This window comes from Paenibacillus sp. GD4, assembly GCF_030846225.1.
Classification (GTDB): Bacteria; Bacillota; Bacilli; order Paenibacillales; family NBRC-103111; genus Paenibacillus_G; species Paenibacillus_G silviterrae.
This window is the reverse complement of the sequence record NZ_JAVCYK010000001.1, coordinates 3,409,882-3,429,809: the sequence shown is the minus strand read 5'-3', so window position 1 is coordinate 3,429,809 and position 19,928 is coordinate 3,409,882. Positions and strand designations below refer to the sequence as shown.

The window sequence follows — 19,928 nt, the reverse complement described above, 5'->3', positions numbered from 1 at the left end:
AAATGAAGTCTGTAGATCTATTGACAGGAGGGCCTTTCTTATGAAACCGCTGCAAATTTCACCCGAAACCGCACAGAAGCTGGCTAAAGAGCTGAATGTCCCTATAGAACATCTCATGCATATGCCGCAGCACATTTTACTGCAAAAGCTCGCAGAGCTGGCCAAAAAGCCATGATTCCTTTCAGCCATACTTGGCCGTACGAAACCATCGGGGAAGATATCTACGTGCAGGCCTGCCCGTTTTGCGATAGCAGCAACGTGATGCTCCCCCTGCAAAAAAAGGATTTGGCTGACATCCAAAGCGGTGTAAAGCGTTTACTTGTATTTCCATGCTGCCGGAACCGGCTGCGCATCGTGGATGCCGACCGGGATTACCTGCTCGCCAGTAAGCCCCTTCGCCAAGGACAGTAACCAATTCCCCTTAAGCAAACAAAGGCTCTGTACTGAAAACAAAGCTGGATTGAGGGAACCATGTCCATGTATCAAATTCCGTTAACTAATGCATGTGCGTTAATTGCTTTAAGCTATATCGCCCTTAAGCTTCGCAACGTCGCGCTGTTCGATAAGGTATCGGGACTTGCGGCTCCTTTTCTCACCGGAATCGCCAGCATTATCATGATGCTGCAGCCGTTCCCGAGCGAGCTGCTGAGCGATCTCAGCTTTGCCCCTATCGTCATGGCAGGGCTGCGATTCGGCTGGAAGACAGCCATTCTCTCTTCCTTGCTGCCGGGAGCGTATGTTTACATGTTTCCGCAGGAGGATTGGCTGCATCTGGTGTTTCAGGAGCTGTTCATTCCGGCCATCGTCAGCTCGCTGTTTCACCGCGCCGAATATGAGAACGGCTATTCCGTCATTCGGATGACGGACGGGCTCTATATTTGCCTGCTGCTGACCGCGGCGCGCATTCTTCTTCACGCAGGAGACCATCTGCTGGCGAGCGGAGCCTTCTGGTTAACCCAGTTGTTCATGTTCGGTGTCTCGGGAGCAGCTGTAGCCGTTCTCGTCTATATGTTCAATGATGAGAACAAGACGTGGATGCTGCAGCGTAAGCTGGAGCTCGAAGCGAATCAGGATGGCCTGACCCGGCTGCCTAATCTTCGCGGCTTTCTGGATATCGCCGGGCGCACCATCCGAAGCCGTAGGGTGGCCATTTTGATGATCGACATCGATAATTTCAAAATGTTCAACGACACGTTCGGTCATTTGCAAGGGGACCAGCTGCTTCGAGAAGTGGGCTCCATCCTCCGCGCGACCATTGATGTACAGGATTACGTGGCCCGTTACGGGGGCGAGGAATTCATCATCCTGAGCCATAGCACGGACCGGAGAGCCCTCGAGGCTTATGCCCAGCGGTTATGCGATGCGGTTGCCGAGTATCCTTTTGTCACGCGAGATAAGGTACGTACTACCATTTCCATCGGGATTTCCCTTGCCCGCACCGCCCAGGCGGATTTGACACAGCTCATTGCCGAGGCGGACGAAGCGCTGTACGAATCGAAATTTATGGGCAAAAATCGGTACACCATGTACCAGAAGCATATTTCCTTTCATGAATTTCCTACGGTATCCAATGAAACAAAATAACGCTTAACCGATGAGCTGCAAGCCTCATCCGGTTAAGCGTTTATTGTTATCCCTAGGTCGATTCTTCCACTTCTTCTTCGAGCTCCACTTTGTCTGCGGCCATATCCTCGCGAGTCACGACCCACTGCTCGCGGCAAGCCCGGATCATGGCGGCATCCACGATTTTTTTATCGTTAATGACGCGGCTAAACCACTTCACGGCTTGGTTGTAATGCTTCAAGCGCCGGCTCAGCTCCCCCATCAAGTACATCAGGCGTGCATTGTTAACCTCGCCTGCCTCCGTTTCGAACGTCCGGGTATACTCATCCAGCGCGTATTGCAAAAACCGGTTCTCTTGCTCGGCGTCGCCCTTATACCGGTACAGCCAGGCAATATGATGAAGCAGCCCTGCGATAACGCGGCCCTTTTCATTCTTCAGCTGAGCCGTAACCAATGCCAGCTTATAGGAAAACATCGCATCGTCCCAGCTTCGCTCTCCGCTGAGATCTCTCATTTCCCAGCGGTCCGCGATCTTTTCCTTGAATGCCATACGCTGAGAAGCCGTCAGCTTGTCCGTGGAATTCTCCGAACTGGTATAGCCGCAATACGGGCAAACCCGGACAACATAATAGTCCGGATTGATTTCCTTGTAGTGAATACAGAAATCGGTGTCCGTTTTCACCGACTTCTTGAAGCTCGGACGGACCCGAGAGGATTGAAACGTTGCTTCGCAATAAATACAATTCACTTTGACTTGGAACAAAGGCTCAACCACGAAATTCCCCACTCCCATGCATGATATCGATCCCCGTGCTATGCATCAAGGAGTATTGACGAAGTGATATGCCGGCCCCTGGAGCCGTTCAAGTACCGCCTCCTTCAGCGCCTTCTCCATGCCTACCTCATCCAAGGCATTGGCCATACAGCCCAGCCATGCGGCCGCCCGCTCAGGCGTAATCTCAAAGGGCAGATGCCGGGCCCGCATCATGGGATGCCCATACTGCTCGGAGTATAACGGCGGCCCCCCGAAAAATTGGGTTAGAAACAGATATTGCTTCTCCATCACCGGCGTAATATCCTCAGGGAACAACGGACCCAGCTTCGGGTGCTGCTGCACCTTCGGGTAAAAGGCCTCCACAATCCTTCGGATTCCTTCCGGGCCGCCCATCATGTCGAATAGCGTCATATTGTGCTGTTCACGACTCAAGCTGCTCATCTCCTACATCATGCTTCTAAACTGAAAAAAGATGCTAATGCACAAACCGCAATTAGCATCAGGAATGGCGGGACGATTACATTGAATTTATGCCGAGAAATAAAGGACTAGCCCTCCAAATCCTCTTCCGCCGAGGTCATTAATGTTTCCCTTATGACATAAACAAATGCACAAACGAGAATACCGGCAATTACGCTCATCATAAGGATCACCCCTATCTCGTTCGTTAGAAAAAGACGAAACGTAAGCGGAATGTCTTCTCTAACGTTAGTACAATTGTACCATAAATCACTTCAAATTTCAGCACTTCGCTGGAAGTTAACAAATATTTATGAGCAAAGCTTGTACAAGGAAGGGGCATGAGATGCGGGACTTGTACATATATCTGAATGAAGTCGCAATTGACGCGAAGGAGTAGATGGTTCCTATGCGAAAAAGCAACGCTCCGGCCTTAGCGGTAGCTGCACTTGCCGTTGCTCTGGCCGTTATGATGCTCATGTTCCCGGCCGAATCGTTCCATGCTTCAATCAAAGGTATCGTTATTTGGTGGGACGTGCTCTTTCCGGCATTGTTCCCATTCTTTGTTATATCGGAGATGATGCTCGGGGTCGGACTGGTGCACTTCTTCGGCACCCTCTTCGATCCCTTGATGCGGCCTCTGTTCCGCATCCCCGGCATCGGCGGCTTCGTGATGGCTATGGGCTTCGCCTCCGGCTATCCTGTCGGAGCAAAGCTTACCTCCCGTCTCTGGGAGAATCGCCTGGTCAACCGGGAAGAAGGCGAGCGGCTCGTCTCCTTCACGACCTCCTCCGATCCGATCTTCCTGATCGGCGCCGTTTCGGTCGGCTTTTTTCACGATCAAGCCTTGGCGGTTGTACTCGGAGCGGCACATTACGGAGGTGCCCTGCTGGTAGGCTTTCTGATGAGGTTTCACGGAAAGGCATCTCCGGGTAATCATGTTCAGGAGGCGGTGGAGAAGCAGGTTCGCAAGCATTCCCTGCCGAAGAACATTTGGCTTCGCGCCTTCGAAGCGATGCATGAAGCACGGATGCAGGACGGCCGGACTCTCGGCAAAATGCTCCAGCAAGCGGTCGGCTCGGGTTTGCAGCTGATTTTTGTAGTCGGGGGCTTGGTCGTTTTTTTCTCCGTCGTTATGGAAGTCATGACCTCCGGGCATATCATGGGCTACTTATACATACTAATCAATTCGATCCTACAATTCGTCGGAATGCCGCTCGGTCTGTCCCAGGCGGTGGCTAACGGCATCTTCGAGGTCACCTTGGGGGCGAAGGCTGCAGGCGGTGCCGAAGGCGTTCCTCTCGTCTATAAAGCTGCGATCGCAGCGTGGGTGCTGTCTTGGGCCGGTCTGTCCGTTCATGCACAGGTAGTCAGTATTTTGCATCATACCAACCTTCGCTATCTGCCTTTCGTCTTGGCACGCATCCTTCACAGTATCTTAGCCGGGCTATTGGTCCTCTTGTTATGGGAACCGCTAACCCCTTATAGCGAAACCATTGCCGCTCTTGTGCCGAAGCCGGATGTAACGACCCCTGTCGCCACTTTCTGGACTCATACGGTACCGATTGCCGGACTTGGCTTCCTAGTCGTACTTGGCTGCTTGCTATTGCTCTCCTTGCTTGTTACTCTTGGAAAGAGATGTATGAAGTGGAATTGAGTTTACGATACTATAGCAGGTGCAGCCTAGATGTACGCAACGTTATAAGCTGGTCTAAAATAACGCCGCCATGCCGCCTGCTCTGCCAGTAGTGCGGTATGCCGGCCGGGTAGAGGTGAAACGGTTTGCCATCCATGTACAGGTACATTCCGAAGACGATGTCGCTTCCCCCCGCTCTGGAACGCCTTCCGGAGCTTGCCTACAATCTGTGGTACAGCTGGAATGAGAGCGCTAAAGCACTGTTCGCCCGAATAGATTCAGAGCGGTGGGATCATGTGCAGCATAATCCCGTCCGGCTGCTTCTGGAGACCGAGCCTGCAGCATTCGAGGCGCTTGCCCGCGATGCGGCCTTCCTGCAAGATTATCAGGCTGTGCTGCAAGAGTTCGACGCGTATGCCGGTGCCGGCACATGGTTCGAGCAGCAGTACCCCCAGCATGTGCATCAGGCGATCGCTTATTTTTCCGCGGAATTCGGCTTCCACGAATCGCTGCCGATCTATTCCGGGGGGCTCGGCGTGCTTGCCGGGGATCACTGCAAATCGGCAAGCGATCTCGGTCTGCCGCTTGTAGGAATCGGGCTGATGTATAAGAAGGGCTATTTTGTCCAGCGGATCGACGGCGAGGGCAATCAGCATGCCGAGTCGGTGACCTATGATTTCGGGAAGCTGCCGATTCTGTCCGCTTATGCCAGAACAGGGAGCGGCGAAGCCGCCGAATACTCGGAGGAGGAGCTGGTCGTCGAGGTACGTCTCGCTGACCGGATCGTGCATCTCAAGGTATGGCAGGTGCAGGTTGGCCGTATCCCCGTTTTTCTTCTGGATGCGGACATCGACGGCAATAGTCCGTGGGACCGCGAGCTGACGGCCCAGCTGTACGGCGGAAATCAGGACGTACGGATCGCCCAGGAGGTGCTGCTCGGGATTGGAGGCGTGAAGGCGCTCCGGGCGCTCGGCATTCCCACTGGCACGTATCACATTAATGAGGGGCATGCGGCATTCCTCACCTTGGAAAGACTCCGGGAAGAGCTTCATCAGGGGCTCCCCTTCCATGTAGCGGTTGAGGTCATTCGAGCCAGCACGATTTTTACGACTCATACACCGGTACCTGCCGGGCACGATGCGTTCCCGCTGCCGATGTTCGAATATTATTTCAGCTGGTTGTTCACAGAGTACGGCGAATACCGGGAAGCCTTCACCCGGCTCGGTCTGGACGAAGGCAAGCAGCTGTTCAACATGACGCATCTTGCGCTCAATATGGCCTCTTTGCGCAACGGCGTGAGCAAGCTGCACGGTCATGTATCGCGGGATATGTTTAGAGCGTTCCATGGCAACATTGATGTACGCGAGGTGCCCATCGGTCACGTTACAAACGGAGTTCATATGAGCACTTGGCTGGCACCGGAGCTTAAGGAGCTCTACGGGCAGTTCCTTCCCGGGGATTGGGTCGGTATGCAGGCCAGCGAGCACCTCTGGAAATCGATAGATGTGGTGCCGGCGGAAACGCTCTGGAAGGTTCATCTCGGGCTAAAGGAAAAGCTCGTGGATTACGCCCGGGCGAACATCCGGGAGCATCGCCGGCGCATCGGAATGTCACAGGACCGGATCGAGGAAGTCAACGGCTACCTGAATCCTCGGGCATTAACAATCGGGTTCGCCCGCCGGTTTGCGACGTATAAGCGCGCCAATCTGATATTTAACAATCTGGATCGACTGGATCGGCTGGTGAACGATCCGGAGCGTCCGGTTCAGTTTCTGTTTGCAGGCAAGGCGCATCCGGCGGACCATCCGGGTCAGCAGCTGATCCGGGAAATCTATCGCGTATCTCAAATGGACCGTTTCCGCGGGAAGGTCGTCCTGCTGGAAAATTACGATATGAACTTGGCACGTTATTTGGTGCAAGGGGTTGATGTGTGGCTTAACAATCCGCGCCGGCCTTACGAAGCGAGCGGCACAAGCGGCCAGAAGGCGGCTATGAACGGCGTCCTCAACTTCAGTGTGCTTGACGGCTGGTGGGAGGAGGGCTACGACGGAACGAACGGCTGGAGCGTACACGGTACGAACGACGCCGACTGGGAGACCCAGGAGCGCGAGAATACGGAGTCGATCTATACGGTTCTGGAGAATGAAATCGTACCGCTTTATTACCGTGACGGCGAGCTGCCGTCCGGCTGGGTGGCGCGCATGAAGCGATCGATTCGAACGTTGACCCCGGCCTACAACACGAATCGGATGGTGATGGATTATACGAACGGCTCCTACGTGCCGTCGCTGCAGCGGACGAAGCACTTTATCGCCAATGCTTATGATGCGGCTACGAAGGTAGCCGATTACAAGCGGTTCATGACACAGAACTGGAAGCAGGTTCGGATTAAAGAGGTTGCGGATGGCGGCAGCGGTGCTTCTGGGGGGAAGAAGGAAGTGTCGGCAACCGTGGCCTTCGGTCCGGTATGGCATCAGGATACAGCCGTGGAGCTGGTGTATTACGAAGAGCGCCCCGATGGGTGGCATCCCGTTGTGGTCACGATGACGCAAGCCAAGGAGCTTGCGGACAATACGCATTTATACCGCGCTGTGATCCCTGCACATTTGCGCCATGTCGCGCACTTCCACGTCCGTGTTCATCCGATCAGCGCCAACTTTGCAAGATCCTTCGAATTGCCTTTGGTCACACGCTGGTAAGCTGCTCGGGCCAAGTACTAAGTGCCGCTCCTTCGGGGGCGGTTCTTTGCGCTTGTTCCGGGCATTGTAATCAGGGCGAATATTGATTATGATGAAATTACACGTTTGGTGTAGGAGGATACCCCCATTGAAATACAATGTTGTGCACCGTGGCGATGAAATATCGATTCAACTGATGCATACGTTTCATCAACTGATTCAAGAGTATGGCTTGGTCTTGGACGAATCGTCGCCGGACATTGTTCTCTCCATCGGAGGAGACGGCACGCTGCTGCATGCGTTTCACCGGTATAAGGACCAGCTCGATCATATTGCCTTTGTGGGCATTCATACGGGACGCCTCGGCTTCTTCGCCGATTGGAAGCCTGATGAAGTGGAGCACCTGGCCCGCTTGATGGGTGAAAGTGCGCAGCAGAACGATCTTCGCGTGGTGAAATATCCGCTGGTCGAAATTCAAATCACGACGATGCAAGGCATCGAAACGGAGCTCGCGTTAAACGAGTTCACGCTTAAGGGCGTCGACGCCACGCTGACCGCCCAATTACATATCAACGATGAGCTGCTGGAGACGTTCCGCGGCGACGGCATCTGCATCTCGACCCCGTCGGGAAGCACGGCATACAACAAGAGCCTTGGCGGCGCCATTGTGCATCCGTCGCTGGATGCAATTCAGATTGCGGAGATCGCCTCCATCAACAACCGCGTCTTCCGGACGCTCGGATCCCCGATCCTGCTGCCGAAGCATCATCACTGCGACATTTATCCGAAGGCGAATCAGAACATTCTGCTTTCGCTGGATCATGTGTATATGCAGCGCAACGACATCGTCTCCATACGGAGCATGGTGGCGGCCGGCAAGAAGGTAAAGTTCGCCCGCTTCCGCCCCTTCCCTTTCTGGAGCCGCGTGCGCGAAGCGTTCATCGGGTATGAGATGAACTAGCAAAAAAACCCGCCTTCAGCGGCCCGTCCATTCGATGGACAAGCCTGCTAAAGGCGGGTTTTTGCTGTGATGGTTCTACTTATCTGCTGCGCCACTTGCTAATCAGCTGCTCACGCTGCCGGGCAGCCAGATCGAAGCGGTAGGATTCGAGCAAGCGTCCTAAGTATGCAGGGGACAGCATCCGGTTCAAGGGAATATCGGGAAGCACGGGATACGAGAATGCCGTATTCATATAGTAGGTTTGCGCCTCGCTGGAAAGCACAAAATCGACCAGCATTTTGGCAGCATTCGTATTGCTGCCGTTCTTTAAAATGGAGACGGCGCCGATCTCCCAGCCCGCTTGCGGGGGAACGATGGATAAAGTGGAATATCCGGAATTGGCAAAGCGCAATTGATCTCCAAGAAAGCTGATGACCGCAGCCACCTCCCCCACCGCCAGCCGCTGAGCGGAAGTAATCCCCGAAAATGACGTCGACACACTTTGCTGCTTAAGCTCCTTCATAAGCTCAAGCGCCCGTTCCTCCCCTCTCTCCTGCGTCAGGGAGGCCAGCAGCGTGTATCCGGTTCCAGACGTCTCCGGGTCGGGGATCTCGATTCTGCCCTTCAGTTCAGGCCGCAATAAGTCTTCATACGTCTCCGGAGGCTCCATTCTTGCCAGTGCGGGATCCTGCCTCCAAACGTTCTGATTGATACCGATAGAAAGCGGCCCTAAATACATGCCTGTCCAGTGACCTTCGGTATCTTTATATCGATCGGGAATGCGCTCGGTTGCCGGGGAGGTGTGCCGTATCGATTTCTTGTTGTTCTTCAGCTGCTCATGCAAATCCGCAGGTCCTCCCAGCACAACGTCGATTCCGCTTTTTTTCAAGGTCAGGAGATGATAGGCCGCTTCCCCGCTGGACATACGGATGAGCTCATACGGCTGTCCTGTGGTCTCTTTAAATTTTTCCAATAAAATGCGCCCCTCGTCCTCCTGAAAAATGACGTAAATCTTCAGGGGCTGGCTGCCGGAAGGGTTTTGAAAGAAACGGTAGCCTAACCATAAGCACAAGAGTACAATGCTGATCATGAGCGCCATCTTTTTCACCTGCTTCACAACCTTTCATGATGCCTTATAAATAACGCTCCAAACAGAAAAAAGGAAAACCCGTAGTTTTCCTTTCCCCTAGTTTAGGCTATTACGTCAGCTTAATCAAATGAATTTTATCAGCCATGGCTCGAAGCTCGACTTGACCTCGGTAGGAAATCTCGCCAATATCATACGCATCGACGATCCATTCCTTGCCATCCTCCGCTTGGAGGAAATACCTCTCCTTCTCGCCTTGGAACATGGAGGAAACGACTTGGCCGTTCATAATAAATTGTCCGGCATCCGGCTGATTCATCCGCAAAGATTCGGGACGAATACAAAGCTTGACCTGCTCGCCTGGCGCCAGCGTTTCCGTAGTCGGCAATGTCAATGTTTGATCGCTATGGCCGAACGATACACAGGCCGTTCCATTATCTGCGCTGAGCACGACAGCATCCAGAAAGTTCGTTGTCCCAATGAAATCGGCAACATAGGCGGTTCGAGGCTTGTAATAAATTTCATGAGGCGTGCCGCACTGATCGATGGCTCCTTTATTGAATACAACGATCTGATCGGACATCGACAGCGCCTCGAGCTGATCGTGAGTCACATAAATGACAGTTAAGCCTAGCTCCATTTGGATATTTCTCAGCTCTACCCGGACCTCCTCACGGAGCTTGGCGTCCAAGTTACTAAGAGGCTCATCCAGAAGAATGATCGGGGAGTTCATCACGATCGCACGCGCCATCGCAACACGCTGCTGCTGCCCTCCGGACATCTGGTGAGGATACCTCTCCTCCAGCCCCGTTAATTTCACCTTGTCGAGCGCCGCCTTCACCCGCTGCAGCACTTCAGCCTCGGGGCGCTTCTGGATATCCAGCCCGTAAGCCACATTATCGAACACGGTCATATGAGGGAACAGTGCATATTCTTGAAACACCATAGGCGTCCCGCGTTTATATGGCGGCAAGTCGTTGACTACGCGTCCATCCATCCGTATTTCTCCTTCGTCGATCGTATAGAACCCTGCTATCGATCGGAGAAGCGTTGTTTTCCCGCAGCCGCTGGGCCCGAGAAAGGTAATAAACTTCCCTCTTTCAATGGTAAGATGAATATTTTTCAGGACATGATTCTCACCAAAGACCTTGTTTACATTTTTTAGCTCAAGCAATGTTTGCGAACTCACATCAGCCACTCCTTACCTTAAAAATCAAATATTTTTACCTTGTCACGGAAAATCAGCTTCATCACGCCGAGCGTAGCCAAGGTGGCCGCCATTAGTCCCACGGCAACCGCCGCCGCCCAGTAATAGGTTCCCGTTTCGGCATAATTGAAGATCGATACGGCCGCAACAACCCATTTGGGTGTAATAAGAAACACAATCGTGCTTAAGGTGTTCATATTTTTCATGAAGGCGTAGACGAAATTGGCTACGATCGTTTTCTGAAGCATCGGGAATACGATGGTAATCAAGGTTTTGCGGCTATCGGCTCCCAGATTCGTAGCGGCTTCTTCAATCGATTTGTCCACCTGCTTGAAGGAGGCGATTAATCCGCGGTAACCGACAGGCATTTGCTTCAGCAGCATAGCGACGATAATTAAGACAGCCGAACCCTGGAGCATAATCGGACCGGAGCTGAAAGCGACGATCAGAGCCAGCCCCACGAAGGTACCCGGCAGGGCAATCGGCAGGACAGCGGTGAAATCAAGCAGCCTTTTCCCCGGAAACACTTTACGCACAACAATGTAAGCCAGAACCAGGGCAAAGGCGACAGCTAAGATCGAGCTGATCAGCGACAATACCAAGCTGTTCAGAACGGCTGGACTTGATGCATTGAAAACCACCTTCATCATATGATCCATGGTAAAGGTATTGTCTCTGCCGAAGTTTTTAGTAAAGGCGAACAACAGCGTAATGGCGAACATGGCCATGATAAAAATGGAAATAACAGCATTCAGCGAGAAAAGCAACATGTCCACGCCTTTGGAGGTGGTCACCCGCTTCAATCCGGACACAGGCTTTCCCGTAATGGTAGAAAACGAGCCTTTAGATAAAACCCTCTCCTGTATGATGAACACAATGAGTGCCGGAATCACCAAGATAATTCCCATCACGGAAGCCAGTCCCGGCTCATTATTAATGATTTCCCCGTAAATTTCTACCGCCAGCAGGGAGTAATTTCCCCCAATCAGCTTAGGGTTGCCAAAATCGGCAAAGCAGTTAATGGCAACAAGCAAGAAGGCATTGATAATTCCCGGAAGCGCAAGCTTCAGCGTAATGGTACGAAATAGATGAAAACCTCTGGCGCCCAGATTTTGCGCTGCAATCTCCAGGTTCGGCGAGATGGACCGAAGCACACCGGTCGTAGTCATATAAGCCAAAGGAAAATAGGATATCGTCTGCACAATCCATAAACCGGGTAATCCGTACAAGTCCAGCTCAATGGAAAACCAGGACTTCAACCACTGCGAAACAATGCCGCCCCGGCCGAACAACAGCAAAAAGGCAAGTCCGCTCATGACCGAAGGGGCTAGAAGAGGCAGAAACGCAATAAAGCGGAAAAATCGTTTCCCTCTTATATTGCTGTAATGAATGGCATAGGCGTACAGGAAGCCGAGTACGGTTGCCGTTAACGCGGAAAGCGTGGAGCTCACTATGGTATTTAACAGTGCGGTTCCGTATCTGCCCTTTGTAAAGAAGGTCAGCCAATTTTCGCCGCTGGGAATGGTAATTACGAAGATCAAGGGATACAAGACAAACAATGCCAGCAAAACAAAGCTGATGAGAACCAAAAACATGGAGGACGGGTCTTTTACGAGTCTTACAATGGACTCGGCAAATCCTTTTTTCTCTTTCACCATAGGAGGTTATGGCCACCTTTCAAGCATTTTCAGAAAGGATTGTCTACCCGTTGGTCGGCGTAGACAATCCGTCTGCCCTTACATCGTTATTTCAAATTTTTCAGCAGATCCTGCAGCATCTTCCTCTGCTCGGCTGCCTCCCATAGGCTGTAATTTTTGTTATACTTCGTGGTCTTAATATCGATGCCGCCGTTTGGAACTGGTACGGAAGGCTTCACGGATACCGCGAAGGCGGATTGTGTGTAGAGCAGTCCCGGCTCCTTCGTGAGCATGAAATCCATCAGCTTCTTGGCAGCTTCCGTATTGGGTCCTCCCTTGATAATGGATAGTCCTCCAATTTCATACCCGGCCGCCTCCGGCACGATGCTGACGATCGGGTTGCCCTGAGCCTTCATCTTCAGCTGATCTCCGAGGAAAGTAACACCGATTGTGTATTCGCCCTTAGCCGCCTTTTGAATCGGTTCAATTCCGGATTTCGGGCGCTCCTTCAGATTCGGAAGCAGCTGCCCCATATACTTGAGCATCTCTTCGCGTCCCCATACTTGAGCAAGCGACGCTACCGCCGTATAAGCCGTTCCCGATGTCGCAGGATCGGACATGCCGATCTCGCCTTTGAATTTGGGGTCCAAAAGATCTTTAAAGGATTGAGGATACGGGGCCGTACCGTATTTCTCTTTCCAACGCTGCTCGTTAATACCGATGGCAACAGGGTTCATGTAGAAGCCCGTCCAAAAGCCGGCGTTGTCCTTCATATTATCCGGAATATCCGCAGCGTTCGGTGATGTATACGCTTTCAAAGTTCCGGCTTGTTTTAACACCTCATGAGAATCAGCCGGTCCTCCCATCAGAAAGTCCGCTTGAGGCTTGCTCATTTCGTTTTGAACCCGGGCTACGGCTTCCCCGCTTGGCAATCGCAGAATATCGTAATCGATTCCTGTTTCCTTTTTGAATTGATCCAATATTTTTCTGGCCTCTTCCTCCTGGAATATGGAGTAAACGGTCACCTTTCCTGCATCCTTTTTGCCGAAGGTGCCGGATTTATACAGGAAAAACCCGGCAACCAGCACAATCACCAATACGGAAACGATCATCATGGAGCTGTTGTTCTTTCTTCTTGCCATTTGGCATGACCTGCCTTTCAGAATGTCGTCGGAGTCGAAATCAGCTGAAAATAAGCTCTTTGATTCGTTTCATCGAGCAAGTCGAATACAACCATGTAACCGTTGTTGTAAAAGTCTAAATGAATCCAATGCGGACTTGGCGAGTCGGGGTCGCTTAGCTGAATGACATAGTTCATGTCGGGCTTTTGTGAATATTCCCGGAAATGACTGAAGTCGATCATTTTCACAGAAGCTTGGATCTGTAAGGCAAGTGCAGCTCTTTCCGCCTCAGATAGCGCTTCCATCTTTCCGCTGCGCAGCGCCATAATTCCATTTGACTCTCTTCCTACGGCCTCCGAAATCATTGACGGCGTCAGCATCTTATTGATAAATGCGCTTTGCAGCTTGCGAATATCAGCGCTTACCGATAAGGAATTTACCATGCTTTGATTCACCCGTAAGATGTTGTTTCCCACCTCGAAGGTATTGTCCTCTTGATCCAAATAAACGATCAGCCCCTTCAGCTTGAACCGCTGCGATCTTTCGATGCTCTGCGTCCTTCCTTCCCTTAATAGCTCCGTGAAGGCGGACTTCATGCTAAGCAGCTCCTTAGGATCTTGGATGGAAAGCGTTCCTAACCCAGGATACGTAACATCTACGCGCATGGGAACCCCAGACAAGGCATCGCTGGCACCGGACATAGGCGAGACCACGCGCACCTCATCCACAGGGACCCGAAACATGTACGCACATATGCCGATAATGACGATTCCTGCAGCGACTTGCATCATGATTAGACGGAGCCATGAGAGCTGTTTCTTCTCCACGGTCATTACATTACGCTCCTTTTATCTCAATAAAATCAACCAAATGTAACAATATTGTAACGCTGCTTATATCGGGAGCCGTTTGTTGAAGATCAGCTCCACTTCTGTTCCCTGCTCCACCACACTCGTCAAACGAATGGAGCCGCCTTGCATTTCGATAAGCTGCTTGCAGATCGGAAGGCCGAGCCCATGGGACCTGCGGGTGATAGGACGGTTTGACTTTTGGTCAACCGGTAAAAATAGGGTGTTTTGTTCTTCCATCGGTATGCCCTTTCCGTTATCACGGATCAACACCCGGCCGCTGCCGTTCCATTCCTCTACCGTCACATGAAGCTGTCGGCAGTCGCTGTGCTGGATAGCGTTGTCTATGATATTGAAGAGCACCTGCTGTGTCCTTACAGGATCCAGACAAACAAGACAGGGGGTCAGCTCCACCTTCATTTGCAATGCCGATTTGCGAATGGTCGGTTCAAGGATACGAATGGTATCAGAGACAACCTCTGCGAGGTTTCCGAATTCCAGGTTGATTCTCCATGCTTCTTCCCCCTTCAGGGAAGTTTCCAGCAGCTCCTCTACCATCGTCAACAGCCGGGTTCCTTCCTTGCGGATGTACTGGCTGCAGGTCCTGGCATCCTCAAGCTTATTCATTTTTTCTATTAAGTCCGAGAAGCCGATGATGGAGGTCAACGGTGTTTTTAGCTCATGGGTCATATTGTCATAAAAAACCTTCTGCTTGTTTTGCTCATACTTAAGAAGCCGAATATGTTGATTCAAAGCGTCCGACATTTCATTGAAATCCGAGGCAAGCTCGGCAATTTCATCCTTGCTGTTCACTCTTATTTTTTTACTGAAGACTCCGATCGAAACCAGCTTCAAGGCTTGTTTCAGCTCGTATACCGGCTTAAGCAGCAACGAAAAATAAGTAAAGCTTGATAAAAGCGACAGAACCAGGCACACGCCCGCTACTCCGGCAAACCAATACTTCATCTGCTGCTGCATGTGGACGTACTGCTGCATATCCAGAACGTACCGGATCCCCCCCACAATGGTTCCCTGATACCAAAAAGGAGCAGAATAAATAAAATACCGGGACGTTTCCGTTTCGGTAATCACGGTAGCCACCTGCCCCTGCAGTGCGGCTTCAATGTCCCCCCGTTTCAGCAGATCGAAGTTGTCGATGCTGCTGCCGACGATGGTTTGATCGTTCGAAAACAACTGAACCTGAAAATTGTTATTCGATGCCAAATGAGAGGCGATTAGAGGTGCATAGGAGCCGGAGAATAAATCCTTGATATTCATTTTCTTATCATTAACGATTTTCAGAGCTTCGATCTTATGAAGAGCATAGTATTGATTGAGTGTTTGAGTATCCCTTTCAATAATGCTTTTGGTAATCATATAATTCATAATAAAGTACATGGCTGTAAGCAGCATGCAGATGGTAAGCGTGTGCTGCAGGAACAGCTTGTTTCTCAATTTCATTGCTCACGCCTCCAGTTTGTATCCTGTTCCATGAACGGTCGCGATCAGCTCACCATGCGGTTTCAGCTTCTCCCGAAGGCGGTTCACGAGCATGTCCACCGAGCGGGTCTGCCCGAAATATTCATAGCCCCACACCTGATCCAGAAGCTGCTCTCTGGTAAAGACCATTTTCGGATGGCTGCACAGGAGCCACATTAAATCAAACTCCTTGCTCGTCGTTTTGATCGGGTTGCCCGCAATGGACAACGAGCGTGAGGGCTTGTTGATTTCTAGGACGCCAAGCTTAATCGTATGGGACTCGGCTTCCGTTTTCATCCGGCGCATAACAGCACGTATACGGAGGATGAGCTCTTGCGTCTCAAAGGGCTTCGTTAAATAGTCGTCAGCGCCAAGCTGAAAACCAAGAATTTTGTCATTCATTTCATTCTTAGCCGTCAAAATAATGACCGGGATTAAAGGATGCATGCTGCGCAGCTGCTGGAGGAATTCAAAGCCCGAACGGTCGGGAAGCGTCAGGTCCAGTATGATCAAATCTACAGGTGAGCCGCTAATGAGCTGAATGCCTTCTACGCAGGTACTCGCGGCAATGGGGTGATAGCCCTCGACCTGCATGCTCAGTCTAAGCAGCATCTGAATGCTGGGATCATCCTCAACGATTAGTATGTTCATCCGGTCCTTCTCCTTCCTGATGGGAATCGTCTAGCGCACAAAGGAAAAGCACCGATCGCTCGGTGCTTCTTCTTTATGGCTCGCGGGTTGGCGCGGGCGCCTGATTGCGATGGTTCGGCTTGGAGTGGCTGCGGGAGGAGCTGCGGTTCTGGCCCTGATACCCTCCAGGGCGTCCTCCCTGCGGGCGGTTCCCTTGGCCCTGACCTTGTTGCCCTTGGCGGTGCTCCTGTCCTTGCTCTTGCCGGCCTTGTCCATGACTGCCTTGTCTGCCTTGATGCTCATTGCGTCCTTGCCCCTGATGCTCACCGCGGACATGGCCTTGGTTCTCGCCGCGGCTCTGCTGCTCACCGCGTGCTTGATGCTCGCCCCGCCCCGGGTGTCTGGACTGGCCCTGCTGGTCCTTGTCCCGCCCACGGTCCTTATGATGCCTTGACCCTTGGTGCTGCGGTCGTCCGCCGCCCTGCCCTTGCTGCTTCTGCCCTTGCTGGCGGGAGCCGTGCTGCTGAGGCTGCGCATGGGTCTTCACCGGCGGAGGCGGAAGCGGCTCATACTCCTCTTCCTCCGGCTCCTCGACGTACAACTCCGGTGTTCCGTCCGGATTCTTGCCGGGGATCCGCTCAATGATGAAGTACGCACAGCCGAAATTGCAATATTCGTTCAAATAATCCTGAAGCGTATCGATCGTGGTTTCACGAGTCGCCTTCGGATGGGTGTCCTTAAAAAATCCGCGAAGCCTTAGCTGGCTGTAGCCCCAGTCGCCGACGATATAGTCATAGCGGTCCAGCACCTCGCTGTACCGCTCACGGAAAGCTTCTGGACGCCAGCCGTTCTTGTGATCCACGATCACTTCATAGGTTCGATTGGCAATATGGAACAAGCTGCTTGCCTCCTTTATCCCCTTGTACGTCTACCCTTTCGCCGATTCCACCTGCTCATGGGCATGGTAGGAGCTTCGTACCAGCGGTCCGGATTCTACGTGGCTGAAGCCTCGTTTCATCCCCTCTTCCTTCAGCTCTGCGAATTGTTCGGGTGTGTAGAATTGTTTTACCGGCAAATGCTGTAGCGTCGGCTGCAAATATTGTCCGATCGTCATAATATTGCAGTCCACCGCGCGCAGATCATCCATCGTCTGCAAAATTTCCGGCCATTCTTCCCCTACGCCCAGCATAATGCTGGATTTGGTAGGGATCGACGGCGCGATTTCCTTGGAACGCCGGAGCAGCTCCAGCGAGCGGCTGTACTTGGCTTTCGAGCGTACGCGGTCGGACATCCGTTCGACCGTTTCCACGTTGTGGTTCAAAATATCCGGCTTCGCCTCAAGAACCATACGCAAAGAATCCTCATTCCCCATAAAGTCGGGAATCAATACCTCAACCCCCGAGAAGGGCAATCGCTTGCGAATGGCCCGAATTGTTTCGGCGAAAATGGACGCGCCTCCGTCCTGCAAGTCATCGCGGGCGACCGAGGTCACCACGACATGCCGAAGACCCATCTGCTCCGCCGCTTCGGCTACGCGCTCCGGCTCCTGCAGATCAAGCTCCGTCGGGAGACCCGACTTTACGGCACAAAAGCGGCAGGCCCGCGTGCAAATATCTCCAAGAATCATGAAGGTTGCTGTCCGGTTGGCCCAGCATTCGTGTATGTTAGGGCACTTGGCCTCTTCGCAAACGGTGTGCAGCGTCTTGGTACGCATCATTTGCTTAAGCTCTTTATAATTTTCACCCGTGGTTAATTTGATCTTGAGCCAGTCGGGTTTCCGTTCGATGGATCTCGTCGCCATCCTTATGCCCCCGCTTTCTAAGGTGATCTGATGTGAAACAAGAAAAGCCTGCATCGGCATCGCAGCGCCCCTCCATGAAAGGCGCCCCCACAGGTTTTCATATATTTTACTTGCTATTATATCACGAATAGGTAAACAATCCACTTTCCTTTGTAAATGTGGTACACTGAAAAGGATGTTTTGGAAAAAGAAGCCTGCGTTGAAGCATAAAGATTCGGAGGAATCGTGACAATGATGAATATGGAGCGCATATTACAGCTGGTTCAATCCGGAGATATGGATACAGAAGAAGCCAAAAAGCTGCTGGAGGAGCTGGCCGGGGCATCGTCCGCTGTGGGGCAGCGCATTGATGATTCTCTAGGCTATGCCCAGCTGGACGTAGACCGGGCAGCGAGAACCGGCTTTCCCGAGGTTATCTTCGGCGAAGGAAAGACCGCGGAGCAGATCGCTGCGATCTTCGCCAGGCTGATGGCGCAGACGGACCGGGTGCTGGCTACGCGGGTCAGCCGGGATAAGGCCGAGCATATCCTGCAGCAAATTCCCGAGGCAGCCTATCATGAGAGCGCACGGGCGTTGACGTGGCAATCCGCAAGCGGGAAGAGCGCTGCCGCCGCGAACGAGGGATACATCGCCGTCGTATGCGCAGGCACGTCGGACGTGCCGGTCGCTGAGGAAGCCGCTATTACGGCAGAGATCATGGGCTGCCGTGTCGAACGGGTATTCGATGTCGGCGTAGCCGGGATTCACCGTCTGTTCCGGCGGCTGCCCTTAATCCGCGGAGCATCCGTAGTCGTGGTCGCTGCAGGAATGGAAGGCGCCCTTACCAGCGTGCTGGGCGGGCTGGTATCGAAGCCTGTCATCGCCGTGCCGACCAGCATAGGCTATGGCGCCAGCTTTAACGGCATTGCGGCCTTGCTGGCCATGTTGAATTCCTGCGCTCCCGGCGTTTCGGTGGTCAACATCGACAACGGCTTCGGGGCGGGCTATAATGCAGCGCTGATTTATAAAAACCAAAAAAGCGAGAGGTAGGCAAAATTGGTGAAAATTTTATACTTGGATTGCTTCTCCGGTATTAGCGGAGATATGACCCTTGGCGCGTTGGTCGATGCCGGTGCGGATCGCAGTTATATTGAAGAGGAATTGAAAAAAATCAAGATAGAGCCATTCGCTCTTGAATGGAAGCGTGTGAACAAACGCGGCATCTCAGCCTTGAAGCTGGATGTATTGCTGGACCCGCACACGCCGCCGAAGCATCACCGGCATTATTCCGAGATCGTGGATATCATTACACGAGCCGGGTTTTCCGAGCGTACGGTAAAGCTGAGTCTTGCGATCTTCGAGAAGATCGCCATTTCCGAGGCAAAAATTCACGATATTCCGGTCGAGCGGGTTCATTTTCACGAAGTGGGGGCAATCGATTCCATCGTGGATGTCATTGGGGCAGCACTGGCTATTGATTCCTTAGGCATCGAGAAAATTTACTCCTCCCCTGTACCGCTCGGCTCGGGAACGGTCCATTGCGATCATGGCATTTATCCGGTGCCTGCTCCGGCGACGCTCGAGATGATGCGCGGACTGCCGATTGTGCCGACTTCTTATTCCCTGGAGATGACGACACCGACGGGCGCCGGAATCATATCCGGCCTGGTGGACGAGTTCGCACGCGGCCTGCCTCCGATGATCGTCGACTCTATCGGCTACGGCGCAGGTACCCGTGACTTGCCGAATCAGCCTAACGTGCTGAGGGTCGTAGTAGGAGAATCGGATCCGTATATGCACAAATGGCAGGTGCACCATGAGGAGCTGGCACACAGCCATAGCCACCATCATCATCACCATGAACACGATCACCATCATCATCACGGAGATCATGGACACAGTCACGGGCACGATCACAGCCATGATCACACTCATGACCACAAGCATCATGAACACGGTCACGACCATGAGCACCACCATGAGCACGATCACGCGGATCATAAGCAGGAGCATAAGCACTCCCATAACCACCCCCCTGCCCACTCGAGTGAAGAGCCGCAGGATACCCTCTGCCGTTAGTAAAAGAAC

General features: G+C 52.5%; 19 protein-coding genes. 8 read left to right on the top strand and 11 right to left on the bottom strand.

Annotated features, from left to right (window positions below):
- Positions 1-40: 40 nt before the first annotated feature.
- The 3 genes from RAC89_RS16605 to RAC89_RS16595 are packed head-to-tail and all read left to right on the top strand — an operon-like array spanning position 41 to position 1,584.
- The gene (locus RAC89_RS16605; RefSeq protein WP_284644498.1) at positions 41-175 is read left to right on the top strand and encodes a YycC family protein; all 135 of its coding nucleotides are present in this window, start codon (positions 41-43) and stop codon (positions 173-175) included.
- Complete coding sequence (locus RAC89_RS16600) at positions 172-411, top strand: hypothetical protein (protein ID WP_284644497.1); 240 nt, start codon at positions 172-174, stop codon at positions 409-411. The genes RAC89_RS16605 and RAC89_RS16600 overlap by 4 nt, the downstream gene beginning before the upstream one ends.
- A 60-nt stretch (positions 412-471) precedes the next feature.
- Positions 472-1,584, top strand: coding sequence for a GGDEF domain-containing protein (locus tag RAC89_RS16595; protein ID WP_306614793.1), 1,113 nt, complete (start codon positions 472-474; stop codon positions 1,582-1,584).
- A gap of 52 nt (positions 1,585-1,636) precedes the next feature.
- Here RAC89_RS16595 and RAC89_RS16590 read toward each other — a convergent pair whose 3' ends face one another.
- Both RAC89_RS16590 and RAC89_RS16585 read right to left on the bottom strand, forming a co-directional pair.
- Entirely contained in the window at positions 1,637-2,338 is a 702-nt protein-coding gene (locus tag RAC89_RS16590) for a DUF2225 domain-containing protein (RefSeq protein ID WP_306614791.1), read from the bottom strand.
- 45 nt (positions 2,339-2,383) lie between these two features.
- Entirely contained in the window at positions 2,384-2,749 is a 366-nt protein-coding gene (locus tag RAC89_RS16585) for a globin domain-containing protein (RefSeq protein ID WP_306616112.1), read from the bottom strand.
- 457 nt (positions 2,750-3,206) lie between these two features.
- Between RAC89_RS16585 and ylbJ the strand changes: the two genes are divergently transcribed.
- The 3 genes from ylbJ to RAC89_RS16570 all read left to right on the top strand — a co-directional run bounded on the left by ylbJ (position 3,207) and on the right by RAC89_RS16570 (position 8,072).
- The gene (gene ylbJ, locus RAC89_RS16580) at positions 3,207-4,454 is read left to right on the top strand and encodes a sporulation integral membrane protein YlbJ (RefSeq protein ID WP_306614790.1); all 1,248 of its coding nucleotides are present in this window, start codon (positions 3,207-3,209) and stop codon (positions 4,452-4,454) included.
- A 134-nt stretch (positions 4,455-4,588) separates the two neighbouring features.
- Positions 4,589-7,132 carry an alpha-glucan family phosphorylase gene (gene glgP / locus RAC89_RS16575; RefSeq protein ID WP_306614788.1) on the top strand — a complete coding sequence of 848 codons (2,544 nt, stop codon included), beginning with the start codon at positions 4,589-4,591 and terminating at the stop codon, positions 7,130-7,132.
- A 127-nt stretch (positions 7,133-7,259) separates the two neighbouring features.
- Entirely contained in the window at positions 7,260-8,072 is an 813-nt protein-coding gene (locus RAC89_RS16570; RefSeq protein WP_284644492.1) for an NAD kinase, read from the top strand.
- Positions 8,073-8,151: 79 nt separating this feature from the next.
- Here the strand turns inward: RAC89_RS16570 and RAC89_RS16565 are convergent, their stop codons facing one another.
- The 9 genes from RAC89_RS16565 to lipA form a co-directional block, all read right to left on the bottom strand.
- Positions 8,152-9,168, bottom strand: a complete 1,017-nt coding sequence (locus RAC89_RS16565) for an extracellular solute-binding protein (RefSeq protein WP_306614787.1) — start codon at positions 9,166-9,168, stop codon at positions 8,152-8,154.
- Between the two features lie 82 nt (positions 9,169-9,250).
- Entirely contained in the window at positions 9,251-10,327 is a 1,077-nt protein-coding gene (locus tag RAC89_RS16560) for an ABC transporter ATP-binding protein (RefSeq protein ID WP_306614785.1), read from the bottom strand.
- A 17-nt stretch (positions 10,328-10,344) separates the two neighbouring features.
- Positions 10,345-12,003 carry an ABC transporter permease gene (locus tag RAC89_RS16555; RefSeq protein ID WP_306614783.1) on the bottom strand — a complete coding sequence of 553 codons (1,659 nt, stop codon included), beginning with the start codon at positions 12,001-12,003 and terminating at the stop codon, positions 10,345-10,347.
- An 86-nt stretch (positions 12,004-12,089) separates the two neighbouring features.
- Entirely contained in the window at positions 12,090-13,124 is a 1,035-nt protein-coding gene (locus RAC89_RS16550) for an ABC transporter substrate-binding protein (RefSeq protein WP_284644485.1), read from the bottom strand.
- 17 nt (positions 13,125-13,141) lie between these two features.
- Positions 13,142-13,936: a DUF3919 family protein gene (locus tag RAC89_RS16545; protein WP_306614781.1), complete on the bottom strand. Its 795-nt coding sequence runs from the start codon at positions 13,934-13,936 to the stop codon at positions 13,142-13,144.
- A 60-nt stretch (positions 13,937-13,996) separates the two neighbouring features.
- Entirely contained in the window at positions 13,997-15,412 is a 1,416-nt protein-coding gene (locus tag RAC89_RS16540) for a sensor histidine kinase (RefSeq protein WP_306614780.1), read from the bottom strand.
- A 3-nt stretch (positions 15,413-15,415) separates the two neighbouring features.
- On the bottom strand, positions 15,416-16,081 hold the full coding sequence (locus RAC89_RS16535; RefSeq protein ID WP_306614778.1) for a response regulator transcription factor: 666 nt from the start codon (positions 16,079-16,081) through the stop codon (positions 15,416-15,418).
- A gap of 73 nt (positions 16,082-16,154) precedes the next feature.
- Positions 16,155-16,958 carry a YutD family protein gene (locus tag RAC89_RS16530; RefSeq protein ID WP_306614777.1) on the bottom strand — a complete coding sequence of 268 codons (804 nt, stop codon included), beginning with the start codon at positions 16,956-16,958 and terminating at the stop codon, positions 16,155-16,157.
- 30 nt (positions 16,959-16,988) lie between these two features.
- Complete coding sequence (gene lipA, locus RAC89_RS16525) at positions 16,989-17,861, bottom strand: lipoyl synthase (RefSeq protein WP_306614776.1); 873 nt, start codon at positions 17,859-17,861, stop codon at positions 16,989-16,991.
- A gap of 231 nt (positions 17,862-18,092) precedes the next feature.
- On the opposite strand from lipA, the gene larB reads away from it, so the two are divergent.
- Together larB and larC are read left to right on the top strand one after the other, a co-directional pair.
- Positions 18,093-18,890 carry a nickel pincer cofactor biosynthesis protein LarB gene (gene larB, locus RAC89_RS16520; RefSeq protein WP_306614774.1) on the top strand — a complete coding sequence of 266 codons (798 nt, stop codon included), beginning with the start codon at positions 18,093-18,095 and terminating at the stop codon, positions 18,888-18,890.
- Between the two features lie 9 nt (positions 18,891-18,899).
- A complete protein-coding gene (larC, locus tag RAC89_RS16515) occupies positions 18,900-19,919 on the top strand; it encodes a nickel pincer cofactor biosynthesis protein LarC (RefSeq protein ID WP_306616111.1) in 1,020 nt (339 codons plus the stop codon).
- Positions 19,920-19,928: the final 9 nt, after the last annotated feature.